Source organism: Dryocola baronae (assembly GCF_051297175.1).
In the GTDB taxonomy this organism is placed as follows: Bacteria; Pseudomonadota; Gammaproteobacteria; order Enterobacterales; family Enterobacteriaceae; genus Dryocola.
In genome coordinates, this window is the sequence record NZ_JBINNY010000001.1 from 1,235,242 (window position 1) to 1,247,426 (window position 12,185).

At 58.1% G+C, this 12,185-nt stretch carries 10 protein-coding genes; 7 read left to right on the forward strand and 3 right to left on the reverse strand.

Translation table 11 applies throughout. The features are described from left to right. Positions 1 to 2: 2 nt before the first annotated feature. From recO to acpS, 3 genes are all read left to right on the forward strand, one after another. Entirely contained in the window at positions 3 to 740 is a 738-nt protein-coding gene (recO, locus tag ACSPHG_RS05675) for a DNA repair protein RecO (RefSeq protein WP_435952538.1), read from the forward strand. 75 nt (positions 741 to 815) lie between these two features. Next, positions 816 to 1,547: a pyridoxine 5'-phosphate synthase gene (gene pdxJ / locus ACSPHG_RS05680; RefSeq protein ID WP_435952539.1), complete on the forward strand. Its 732-nt coding sequence runs from the start codon at positions 816 to 818 to the stop codon at positions 1,545 to 1,547. After that, positions 1,547 to 1,927: a holo-ACP synthase gene (gene acpS / locus ACSPHG_RS05685; protein WP_435952540.1), complete on the forward strand. Its 381-nt coding sequence runs from the start codon at positions 1,547 to 1,549 to the stop codon at positions 1,925 to 1,927. Before pdxJ ends, acpS begins: the two co-directional genes overlap by 1 nt. Here the strand turns inward: acpS and ACSPHG_RS05690 are convergent. Continuing rightward, complete coding sequence (locus tag ACSPHG_RS05690) at positions 1,924 to 2,184, reverse strand: YfhL family 4Fe-4S dicluster ferredoxin (RefSeq protein WP_435952541.1); 261 nt, start codon at positions 2,182 to 2,184, stop codon at positions 1,924 to 1,926. The two genes, acpS and ACSPHG_RS05690, sit on opposite strands and share 4 nt — an antisense overlap. Before the next feature lie 54 nt (positions 2,185 to 2,238). Continuing rightward, the gene (locus ACSPHG_RS05695; RefSeq protein ID WP_435952542.1) at positions 2,239 to 3,087 is read right to left on the reverse strand and encodes a MurR/RpiR family transcriptional regulator; all 849 of its coding nucleotides are present in this window, start codon (positions 3,085 to 3,087) and stop codon (positions 2,239 to 2,241) included. 206 nt (positions 3,088 to 3,293) lie between these two features. On the opposite strand from ACSPHG_RS05695, the gene yfhb reads away from it, so the two are divergent. Both yfhb and tadA read left to right on the forward strand, forming a co-directional pair. Continuing rightward, the gene (gene yfhb, locus ACSPHG_RS05700) at positions 3,294 to 3,962 is read left to right on the forward strand and encodes a phosphatidylglycerophosphatase C (RefSeq protein WP_435952543.1); all 669 of its coding nucleotides are present in this window, start codon (positions 3,294 to 3,296) and stop codon (positions 3,960 to 3,962) included. A 29-nt stretch (positions 3,963 to 3,991) separates the two neighbouring features. Next, on the forward strand, positions 3,992 to 4,528 hold the full coding sequence (tadA, locus tag ACSPHG_RS05705) for a tRNA adenosine(34) deaminase TadA (RefSeq protein ID WP_435952544.1): 537 nt from the start codon (positions 3,992 to 3,994) through the stop codon (positions 4,526 to 4,528). On the opposite strand, the gene mltF is transcribed toward tadA, so the two are convergent. Beyond that, positions 4,419 to 5,969, reverse strand: a complete 1,551-nt coding sequence (gene mltF / locus ACSPHG_RS05710; RefSeq protein WP_435952545.1) for a membrane-bound lytic murein transglycosylase MltF — start codon at positions 5,967 to 5,969, stop codon at positions 4,419 to 4,421. The two genes, tadA and mltF, sit on opposite strands and share 110 nt — an antisense overlap. Before the next feature lie 269 nt (positions 5,970 to 6,238). Between mltF and purL the strand changes: the two genes are divergently transcribed. Both purL and qseE read left to right on the forward strand, forming a co-directional pair. Next, positions 6,239 to 10,126: a phosphoribosylformylglycinamidine synthase gene (gene purL, locus ACSPHG_RS05715; RefSeq protein WP_435952546.1), complete on the forward strand. Its 3,888-nt coding sequence runs from the start codon at positions 6,239 to 6,241 to the stop codon at positions 10,124 to 10,126. A 620-nt stretch (positions 10,127 to 10,746) separates the two neighbouring features. Beyond that, positions 10,747 to 12,183 carry a two component system sensor histidine kinase QseE/GlrK gene (qseE, locus tag ACSPHG_RS05720; RefSeq protein WP_435952547.1) on the forward strand — a complete coding sequence of 479 codons (1,437 nt, stop codon included), beginning with the start codon at positions 10,747 to 10,749 and terminating at the stop codon, positions 12,181 to 12,183. The last annotated feature ends 2 nt before the right edge of the window (positions 12,184 to 12,185 follow it).

Here is a 12,185-nt window from a genome sequence, read left to right on the forward strand (position 1 = left end):
GCATGGAAGGCTGGCAACGGGCCTTTGTCCTGCATGGTCGCCCCTGGAGCGAAACCAGCCTTCTGCTTGACCTGTTTTCTGAAGAGTCCGGGCGAGTCCGTGTTATTGCCAAAGGCGCACGCTCTCGCCGCTCTAATCTGAAGGGCGCGTTACAGCCTTTCACCCCCCTGCTGGTTCGCTGGGGCGGGCGTGGCGAAGTCAAAACGCTGCGCAGCGCCGAAGCCGTTTCCCTCGCACTTCCTCTTAGCGGCATCTCGCTTTACAGCGGTCTTTACGTCAACGAACTCGTCTCCCGCGTTCTCGAGCAGGAAACCCGCTTTTCCGAGCTTTTCTTCGATTATCTGCACTGTATTCAGGCTTTAGCCGGAACCAACGGCACGCCGGAACCCGCGCTTCGCCGCTTTGAGCTGGCGCTGCTTGGGCACCTTGGCTACGGCGTGGACTTCCTGCACTGTGCGGGTAGCGGGGAAGAAGTGGCGGACACCATGACCTATCGCTATCGCGAGGAGAAGGGGTTCATTGCGAGCCTGGTTATCGACAACAACAGTTTTACCGGGCATGAGCTCAAGGCGCTGGCGAGCCGGGAGTTTCCGGATGTAGCCACGCTGCGGGCGGCTAAGCGCTTTACGCGCATGGCGCTCAAACCCTACCTCGGCGGCAAGCCGCTCAAAAGCCGCGAACTGTTCCGCCAGTTTGTGCCGAAAAAACCGCCACTCAAAACCCCTCCCGACACGCAATAGCGGCCTTAACGTAGCCACGCTTTCCGTCCGCGGTGTACACTGCTCTGCATATCATTCTGCGAACCGAGGACTGTCATGGCTGAATTACTGTTAGGCGTAAACATCGATCACATTGCTACTTTGCGTAACGCGCGCGGTACGGCATACCCGGACCCGGTGCAGGCTGCGTTTATCGCCGAGCAGGCAGGAGCCGACGGCATTACCGTTCACCTGCGAGAAGATCGCCGCCACATTACCGATCGCGACGTGCGCGTGCTGCGCCAGACCCTCGACACCCGCATGAATCTCGAAATGGCCGTGACCGAAGAGATGATCGGCATTGCCTGCGAAACGAAACCTCATTTCTGCTGCCTGGTGCCGGAAAAACGTCAGGAAGTGACCACCGAGGGCGGGCTGGACGTGGCGGGCCAGCTCGACAAAATGCGCGACGCCTGCAGGCGCCTCGCCGATGCGGGCATTCTGGTTTCCCTGTTTATCGATGCCGACCACACGCAGATCGACGCAGCGGTAGCCGTTGGCGCGCCGTACATTGAAATCCACACCGGCTGTTATGCGGACGCGCAGGACGAAGCCACTCAGGCGAGGGAGCTTGCGCGCATTGCCGAAGCCGCAACCTACGCCGCTGGCAAGGGCCTTAAGGTCAATGCGGGCCACGGGCTGACCTACCATAACGTGCAGGCCATCGCTCGCCTGCCGGAAATGCACGAACTGAACATCGGTCACGCCATTATCGGGCGCGCTGTGATGAGCGGCCTGAAAGAAGCCGTGGCAGAAATGAAACGCCTGATGCAGGAAGCCCGTCGCTAATGGCAATCCTCGGCCTTGGTACCGACATCGTGGAAATTGAGCGTATTGAAAGCGTGATTTCCCGCTCGGGTGACAGGCTGGCCAAACGCGTGCTCAGCGCCAACGAATGGAAGCAGTACGAAGCGCACCAGCAGCCGGTGCGCTTCCTCGCCAAGCGTTTTGCGGTCAAAGAGGCGGCGGCAAAAGCGTTCGGTACGGGCATCCGCAACGGCCTTGCTTTCAATCAGTTTGAAGTGTTTAACGATGAACTGGGCAAGCCGCAGCTGCGTTTTTGGGAAGAGGCGGAGCGGCTGGCAGAGCGATTAGGCGTGCGTTCGGTACACGTTACGCTGGCGGACGAACGTCACTACGCCTGTGCTACGGTGATCATCGAAAGCTAGATTTTATCGGCATGGTGCAGCTGGACGAACTTATCCCACAGCTGCTCTTCGCTTTCCTGATGCGCCGGATCGACGATAATCGTATTCACGATCGGGCAAACCTTCTGGCAGGTCGGCGTTTCATAGTGGCCAACGCACTGCGTGCAGCGGTCGGTATTAATTTCGTAGATGCTATCACCCATAGAGATCGCCTCGTTCGGGCACTCTGGCTCGCACATATCGCAGTTAATACATTTTTTAGTGATAAGCAGCGCCATCGGAAATCTCGGTAACAGCATAAACAGGGCGGGCATTATACGCCCAATTGCCCCTCACACCAACTTCTTCACCAACGCCTCGCTGTGACGAATACGTTCCGGCGCGTTTTCCAGATCCTGCTGCACCAGGGCCATAAACAGTAAATCCGTTAGCATCATCTGGGCGCTGGTGGAAGAAATAGCCGCGCTGCGCGTTGCCTGGTCTTCGGCGATGGTGTAGAGGCAAAGCGTCGCACGCTGCTGGAGCGCGTTTGGCGTAAAGCCGGTGATGGCGAGGATTTTTGCGCCGGTGCGCAGGGTTTCGTCGGCGGCGAGGTTAATTTCGCGGCGTTCGCCCGAATAGGAAATAGCGAGCAGGATATCTTCCGGGCCTAGCGCCTGCGCCGTTGCCAGCAGGGCGTGCATATCCTGTTCAGCGACGGCATTCACGCCTATTTTCATCAGCTTCCAGGCAAAATTTTTCGCCACCAGGCCAGATGCGCCGATCCCTACAATCAGCATGCGGCGGGCATTGCGCAGCATCGCCACGCTCGCCAGCAGCTTCTCTTCGCTATTGATATCAAGGCTTGCATGCATGGCGGCGAGATTATCTTTAATAAGCTTTTCGCCAACCAGCCGGAGCGGGTCGTCGCCCAAAATCTGGTTATGAACCGGTATCGACTGCGGATCCTGGCCGCTGGCTAACGCCTCGCTGATGGCGAGCTTGAGCGCGGGAAAGCCCTTAAATCCGAGCTTCTGCGAGAATTTCACCACGCTTGACTGGCTGACGCCAGCCTCCAACGCGAGCTGTTGGGAACTGAGATGGCGTGCGTTGTCGGGATTCGCCAGCAGAAAGTCTGCCAGGCGGCGGTCGCTTTGCGCAAGCGTTGGATAGCGCTGGCGAATACGCAATAAACAATTCATTTCCTCTCCGTTGGTCGAAACAAGCCACAGGCTTAGATAATAACGTAATTTCGCTTTGTGCATGAATGTTCTATTCCAGCAATCGGCCAGATGCTGGAATTAAATATTCAATCATACCGCCTCCTGCGATTGTTACCGGAAAGTTGAGGATCTATCTGTTAGGCTTTGTAGTATCGGTAAGCGTCGAACGGCGTCTTACAGGGCCTATGGAATTCAACGATACAAAGGAGTCGCGTTTGGCAAACCAGAGCGAGCGTCGGGTAGTTTTTTTCGATTTGGATGGCACCCTGCACCAGCAGGATATGTTCGGCAGCTTTTTGAAATACCTGCTGCGCCGTCAGCCCCTCAACCTGCTGCTTGTTATTCCGCTTCTGCCGGTGATTGGTGGCGCGCTGCTGATTAAAGGGCGAGCCGCGCGCTGGCCGATGAGCCTGCTGCTGTGGGGCGCAACCTTCGGGCACAGCGAAGCGCGTTTGAAGCAGCTTGAGATGAACTTTGTCACCTGGTTCCGCTCGCGCGTGACCGCCTTTCCGGTGGTGCAGCAGCGCCTGACGGATTACCTAACAAGCTCGGATGCCGACGTCTGGCTGATCACCGGCTCGCCGCAGCCGCTGGTGCAGCAGGTTTACTTCGACACGCCGTGGCTGCCGAAGGTGAAGCTCATTGCCAGCCAGATCAAACGCTCGCACGGCGGTTGGGTACTGACGATGCGCTGCCTCGGTCACGAAAAAGTCGCGCAGCTCGAGCAGCAGATCGGCACTCCGCTCCAGCTCTACAGCGGCTACAGCGACAGCAACCAGGACAACCCGCTGCTCTACTTCTGCCAGCACCGCTGGCGCGTTACGCCGCAGGGGCAGCTTCAGCAGCTTGAGTAGCATTTCGTATCTGATAAGCGGTGTGTATAATGCGCCGCGTCTTATACCCCCAGGAGTTGACCGTGTCAGAAAGCGAATTTACCCATGAATACTGGATGCGCCACGCGCTACGCCTGGCAAAGCGTGCCTGGGATGAAGGGGAAGTTCCGGTTGGTGCGGTGCTGGTGCATGATAACAAAGTGATTGGCGAGGGCTGGAACCGTCCGATAGGCCGTCACGATCCCACGGCCCATGCGGAAATCATGGCGCTGCGCCAGGGCGGCCTCGTCCTGCAAAACTACCGCCTGCTGGACTCCACTCTTTATGTCACGCTTGAACCCTGCGTTATGTGCGCCGGGGCGATGGTGCATAGCCGCATTGGCTCGCTGGTTTTCGGCGCGCGCGATGCGAAAACCGGCGCCATTGGTTCGCTAATGGACGTGCTCGGCCATCCGGGCATGAATCACCAGGTTGGCGTTACCGAGGGGGTATTGGCAGCAGATTGCTCGGCAATGCTGAGTGATTTCTTTCGTGCCCGCCGTCTGGAGAAAAAGGCCCTAAAGGAAATGGCCCGTAAGCCGGAGTAGCCAGCTCGACCGGGGTCACAGCCGGATAGCCTTCGGCAAATTTGGCCTCCTGCGCCGCCTGCTTCTCTTTCTCCTCGAGATACCCTTCCAGACTCAGCTGATACTTGCGGATATTCTCAACGTAGGCGTAGGCCTCGTGGCCGCGCGCATAGCCGTAGGTGGTTTTGCTGTAATAAGGCTTCTGGCTTAACAGCGGCAGGCGCATTTTCACTTCCGCCCAGCTATCCGGATTCCCCTTCAGTTTGGCGGTCAGCTGACGCGCATCCAGCATATGGGCGTAGCCCATGTTGTAGGCCGCGAGGGCAAACCAGATCCGCTCATCTTCCGGTACCGTCTCCGGGACTTTACTCATCATGTCTTTTAGGTAACGACTGCCGCCGCTGATGCTCTGCTCGGCATCAAGCCGGTCGGTCAGGCCCAGGCTTTGGGCGGTATTTTTGGTCAGCATCATCAGCCCGCGCACGCCGGTAGGGGAGGTGGCCTGATTATCCCAGTGAGACTCCTGATACGAGATAGCGGCAAGCAGTCGCCAGTCGATATCCGTGGCGTATTTCTCAAACAGCGGCTGCAGATCCGGCAGCACGTTATCCACCGCGTTCAGGAAGGTGCGGGTATCGACGTAATCGAAATCGCCCACGTGGCCAAGATACTTCTCTTCCAGTCGCGCCAGAATGCCGTCACCGCTCAGCTTGTTGTAGAAATCAAGCAGGGCGGCCGACAGGCTGTCATCGCCGTCCCGCAGGCTAAACCACGTAACGGGCTGCTCGTCGGTGACGTCCAGCGCCACAGCGAGCTGAGGATGAACGCGCTGGAAAATGCTAATGGCAATGGAGTCGGAAATGGTAAAGGCGATGGTGCCGTCAACCACCTGCTGTAAAAGCTGGTTGCTGGTGCGCCTGCTGTCGATTTCCCAGGAAAGGTCGGGGAACTTTGTCTCTTTCAGCGCCTGCAGGTCGCTTAACACCGCCATTCCGGGTGAAAGAACAAGCTGATTCTCTTTTACACCTCCCAGCGTCTTTGGGCGCGGGCTGCCCACGCGGTAAACCATCTGCTGCGACACGGAATAGTAGGTTGGACCTGCCTGATAATGCTGGCTACGCTCATTGTTATAGACCAGGCCCGCGGCCAGCAAATCGGCGGCGTTGCGGTCCAGATCGTCAAACAGCGCGTCGATATTCGGGCGCACGGTCACTTCCAGCTTCACGCCGAGGTAGTCGGCGAACTGCTGGGCGACTTCGTAATCAAGGCCTGAGGCTTTGCCGTTTACCACGCTGTAGGTCAGCGGTGAGGCAATAGTACTGACGCGCAGAACACCCCGCGCTTGAATGGCGGCGATACGATTTTCGGCTTTTCCGAACCAGGGAATGGAGGGCCAAAGCGCCACTGCCAGCAACAGGGTTACGGCACCGATAAGCAGATAATTAATCTTTACTCTTTTCAAATGGTTAATGGTCTGCGGTGCGTGAAATCTTAGCTAACAACAGTCATTTATAGAGGCGATCCAGTCACAAGATGAGGCGCATTTTGCGTAACAAAACGCCAGCGCGCAACTTATTCGGATGTTTCGCACGTTTTTTGACCCGCAAAAACTAATGCGTTTATTTCTACGCAAACGGTTTCGTCACGACGCGGTATTCTCTATAATGACGCCCGTTTTCCCCTTGCGCCCACTGAAGCGTCCGCTGGCGCTTCGAAGACGAGAGATCTTTGATGATGGAAATTCTGCGTGGTTCGCCCGCTCTGTCGGCATTTCGTATTAACAAACTGCTGGCTCGTTTTAAAGACGCCCACCTGCCGGTGAGCGACATTTACGCCGAGTATGTTCACTTTGCCGACCTTGACGCACCGCTAAACGACGATGAGCACGCACGACTGCAACGGTTGCTAAAATATGGCCCAACCCTTGCTGACCACGCCCCGACCGGCCACCTGATTCTGGTCACGCCGCGTCCCGGCACCATCTCACCCTGGTCCTCTAAAGCCACAGATATCGCCCACAACTGCGACCTTGCCAAAGTAAAACGCCTTGAGCGCGGCGTTGCTTATTACGTCAGCGCGCCAACGCTTACGGACGCGCAGTGGCAGGATGTAAACGCCCTGCTGCACGATCGCATGATGGAGAGCGTGTTCGGCTCCCTGAACGACGGGGAAAAGCTGTTCTCCCATCACGAACCCGCTCCGGTACAGAGCGTTGACCTGCTGGGCCTGGGGCGCTCGGCGCTGGTGGAGGCAAACGTTCGCCTCGGCCTGGCGCTGGCGGAAGACGAAATCGACTACTTGCAAGAAGCATTCACGAAGCTTGGCCGCAACCCGAACGACATCGAACTCTATATGTTCGCGCAGGCCAACTCTGAGCATTGCCGCCATAAAATCTTCAACGCCGACTGGGTGATTGACGGCGAACGAGCCCCGAAGTCGCTGTTCAAAATGATCAAAAACACCTTCGAGCAAACGCCTGACCACGTGCTGTCTGCCTATAAAGACAACGCCGCGGTGATGGAAGGCTCGCAGGTCGGGCGCTTCTTCGCCGATCGCGAAGCGGGCCGCTACGATTTCCATCAGGAAGATGCGCATATCCTGATGAAGGTCGAAACCCACAACCACCCAACCGCGATCTCTCCTTGGCCGGGTGCGGCTACCGGCTCCGGTGGCGAAATCCGTGACGAAGGCGCAACCGGGCGCGGCGCGAAGCCAAAAGCGGGCCTCGTCGGCTTCTCGGTTTCCAACCTGCGTATTCCGGGTTTTGAACAGCCGTGGGAAGAAGATTTTGGCAAGCCGGACCGCATCGTCACCGCGCTGGACATCATGACCGAAGGCCCGCTCGGCGGCGCCGCGTTTAACAACGAATTTGGTCGCCCGGCGCTGACCGGCTATTTCCGCACCTATGAAGAGCAGGTTAACAGCCACAACGGCGTTGAGCTGCGCGGCTACCACAAGCCAATTATGCTGGCGGGCGGCATCGGTAACATCCGTGCCGACCACGTACAGAAAGGCGAAATCCCGCCGGGCGCGAAGCTTATCGTGCTGGGCGGCCCGTCGATGAACATCGGCCTGGGCGGCGGCGCGGCGTCCTCTATGGCTTCCGGGCAGTCTGACGCGGATCTGGATTTTGCCTCCGTCCAGCGCGACAACCCGGAAATGGAGCGCCGTTGTCAGGAGGTCATCGACCGCTGCTGGCAGATGGGCGAAGACAACCCGATTCTGTTTATTCACGACGTTGGCGCGGGCGGCCTGTCCAACGCCATGCCGGAGCTGGTGAGCGACGGCGGGCGCGGCGGGCGTTTTGAACTGCGCGACATCCTCAACGACGAGCCGGGCATGAGCCCGCTGGAAGTCTGGTGTAACGAATCTCAGGAACGCTACGTGCTGGCGGTGGCCCCGGAGCAGGTAGCTCTGTTCGACGAGCTGTGCCGCCGCGAGCGCGCGCCGTATGCCGTTATCGGTGAAGCCACCGAAGCCAAACACCTGACGCTCAACGACAGCCATTTCGACAATCAGCCTATCGACATGCCGCTCGACGTGCTGCTCGGCAAAACGCCGAAGATGGAACGCAACGTTGAAACCCTGAAGGCGAAGGGCGAGGCGCTCGATGAGAGCGCTATTACCCTTGCCGACGCGGTTAACCGCGTTCTGCATCTACCGGCCGTGGCGGAAAAAACCTTCCTGATCACCATCGGCGATCGCACCGTAACCGGCATGGTGGCCCGTGACCAGATGGTTGGCCCGTGGCAGATCCCGGTTGCTAACTGCGCGGTCACCACCGCAAGCCTCGACAGCTACTACGGCGAAGCGATGTCAATCGGCGAACGCGCGCCGGTTGCGCTGCTCGACTTCGCCGCTTCCGCACGCCTCGCGGTGGGCGAAGCGCTGACTAACATCGCCGCCACGCAGATTGGCTCGCTCAAGCGCATCAAGCTTTCCGCAAACTGGATGGCGGCGGCGGGGCACCCTGGCGAAGACGCCGGTCTTTATGAAGCGGTGAAAGCGGTGGGCGAAGAGCTTTGCCCGCAGCTGGGCATTACCATTCCGGTGGGCAAAGACTCCATGTCGATGAAAACCCGCTGGCAGGAAGGTCACGAACAGCGTGAAATGACCTCTCCGCTGTCGCTCGTCATTACCGCTTTTGCCCGCGTCGAAGACGTGCGTCGCACCGTTACGCCACAGTTGAGCACTGAAGATAACGCCCTGCTGCTTATCGATTTGGGCGCAGGCCACAACGCGCTGGGCGCAACGGCGCTGTCGCAGGTTTACCGTCAGCTGGGCGACAAGCCTGCCGACGTGCGTAACGTTGAGCAGCTCAAGGGCTTCTATAACGCCATGCAGGCGCTGGTTGCCGAACGCAAGCTGCTCGCCTACCACGACCGCTCCGACGGTGGTCTGCTGGTCACCCTGGCTGAAATGGCCTTTACCGGCCACTGCGGCGTGGAAGTGGATATCGCCGCGCTTGGCAAAGATCGTCTGGCCGCGCTGTTTAACGAAGAGCTTGGCGCGGTTATCCAGGTGAAAGCTGCGGATCGCGCGGCGGTTGAGCAAATCCTTGCGCAGCATGGCCTGGCCGACTGCGTACACGTTCTCGGCAAAGCCGTTGCTGGCGACCGCTTCATTATTTCGGCGGACGGTCACCCGGTTTACAGCGAAAGTCGCTCCACTCTTCGCATGTGGTGGGCTGAAACCACCTGGCAGATGCAGCGCCTGCGCGACAACCCGGACTGCGCCGACCAGGAGCATGAAGCGAAAGCAAACGACGGCGACCCTGGCCTGAACGTTAAGCTGAGCTTCGATATAAAAGAAGATATCGCCGCGCCGTTTATCGCCACCGGGGCGCGTCCAAAGGTTGCCGTGCTGCGCGAGCAGGGCGTCAACTCCCACGTTGAAATGGCGGCAGCTTTCCACCGCGCCGGTTTCGACGCCATCGACGTGCACATGAGCGATCTGCTGGCCGGGCGTCGCGGGCTGGAAGATTTCCAGGCGCTGGTGGCCTGCGGCGGCTTCTCCTACGGGGACGTGCTGGGCGCGGGGGAAGGCTGGGCGAAATCCATCCTGTTCAACGAGCGCGTGCGCGACGAGTTTGAAACCTTCTTCCACCGCCCGCAAACCCTTGCGCTGGGCGTGTGTAACGGCTGTCAGATGATGTCGAACCTGCGCGAGCTGATTCCGGGCAGCGACCTATGGCCGCGCTTCGTGCGCAACCAGTCCGACCGCTTTGAAGCGCGCTTTAGCCTGGTGGAGGTCAGCTCCAGCCCGTCTTTACTGTTGCAGGGCATGGTCGGCTCCCATATGCCAATCGCCGTATCGCATGGGGAAGGGCATGTGGAAGTGCGCGATGCCGCGCATCTTGCCGCGCTGGAAAGCAAAGGGCTGGTGGCGCTGCGCTTTATCGATAACTTCGGTAAGGTGACGCAAACCTACCCGGCTAACCCGAACGGCTCGCCGAACGGCATAACGGCGGTGACTAACGAAAGCGGGCGCGTCACCATTATGATGCCGCACCCGGAGCGCGTATTCCGCACCGTCAGCAATTCGTGGCACCCTGCCGAGTGGGGCGAAGACAGCCCGTGGATGCGTATTTTCCGCAACGCGCGTAAGCAGCTGGGTTAATTATCGGCCTTTCCCTTCACCCTGACCCTCTCCCGCCGGGAGAGGGTGCTGGTCCAGTTTTCTCCCTCTCCTGGGGGAGAGGGCCGGGGTGAGGGCGTCATACACTTTAAGCCTGACACTGAATTTTGCCTGTCACCGAACCCCGACACCCGCTTGTTTTGAATGTCTCCAAAAGGAGACATTTAAGGCCATGATTTTATTGCATTTATTTCATGGTGTTTCATGGTGTTGCTAATTAGCGACAATTCGCCCATAAATCACATTTATCTTCACTTCCTAAAACATATAATAAACATAATAAAAACATGATGATAAATATTATGTGTAAATGTGGCACGCATCGTGCATAATAATACCCAGTGGCTCATTCACCTTCTATGTCAGCCCTCTTTATGAGAAGCGCTACATAAACCATCGAATGACGCACTTAAGGTGCCTGCCGTCCACCATTTGCCAATAGTCTTCGAGACCTGGCATGCCAAGGGCGAAACGTTGAGTAAGGCACCGCCTAATTCCTAAGCAAAGGCAGAGAATATTCTCTGCCTTTGTCATTTCTGGGATCTCAGGCTTTAAACTCCTCCCGATCCCGGCTAGCATCATATCTCGCAGGTAAAAATGAGATGAAGCTATTGAACCAGTGGCACTTTTTCCCCCGTTCCCTTCGCCAGCTCGTCATGATGGCCTTTCTGCTGGTGCTGGTTCCGCTGCTGGTGCTTGCCTGGCAGGCGTGGCAAAGCCTCAATGCTCTTAGCGCCCAGGCGGCGCAGACCAACCGCACCACGCTTGTCGACGCACGCCGCAGCGAGGCAATGACTAACGCCGCCCTCGAAATGGAGCGCAGCTACCGTCAGTACTGCGTGCTTGACGACACCACCCTTGCAAAGGTTTATCAGGGCCAGCGTAAACGCTACGCGCAGATGCTCGACGCCCACGCGGGCGTGTTGCCTGACGATCATCTTTATAAGGCGCTTCGCCAGTCTCTAAACGATCTCGCCGAACTCCAGTGCAAAAACAGCGGCCCCGATGCGGCGGCGGCTGCTCATCTTGAAGCCTTCGCGGCGGCTAACGCCGAAATGGTACAGGCGACGCGCACCGTGGTCTTTTCACGCGGGCAGCAGCTTCAGCAGGAAATCGCCGAGCGCGGCCAGTTTTTCGGCTGGCAGGCGCTGGTGCTTTTTTTGCTCAGCCTGGGCCTGGTGATTATCTTCACCCGCATGATCATCGGCCCGGTAAAAGGCATAGAGCGGATGATCAATCTGCTCGGGGAAGGACGCTCGCTGGGGGATTCCGTGCTGTTTAAAGGCCCGCGCGAGCTGCGCTCGGTCGGGCAGCGTATCGTCTGGCTTAGCGAACGCCTTTCCTGGCTGGAATCTCAGCGCCACGAATTCTTAAGACACATTTCACACGAGCTGAAAACGCCGCTGGCAAGCATGCGTGAAGGCACCGAACTGTTGGCCGATCAGGTCGCCGGGCCGCTAACCGCCGATCAAAAAGAGGTTGTCGAAATCCTCGACAGCAGCAGTCGCCACCTGCAAAAGCTCATCGAACAGCTGCTGGACTACAATCGCAAGCTGGCAGACGGCCAGGTCGAGCTGGAAAAAGTTGAGATTGCGCCGCTGGTTGAGGTGGTTATCTCCGCTCACAGTTTGCCGGCACGGGCTAAAATGATGCATACAGAATGCGACCTCAGCCCCGTGGCCTGTCTGGCGGAACCTATGTTGTTAATGAGCGTGCTGGATAATCTCTACTCCAATGCGGTGCACTATGGCAGTGAATCCGGTACCATTTATCTCCGCAGTTCGCAGGTGGGTGATGTGCTACGTATCGAAGTGGCCAACACCGGCCAACCCATTCCGGCAACCGAACGGGAGATGATCTTTGAGCCTTTTTATCAGGGCAGTCTACAGCGTAAAGGTGCGGTCAAAGGCAGTGGCCTTGGGCTGAGCATTGCCCAGGACTGTATTCGCCGAATGCACGGTGAGCTACGCCTGGTTGAGGATGTCACGACGGACGTCTGTTTCCGTATCGAATTGCCCGTTTTTCCCGAGAATGAATAACA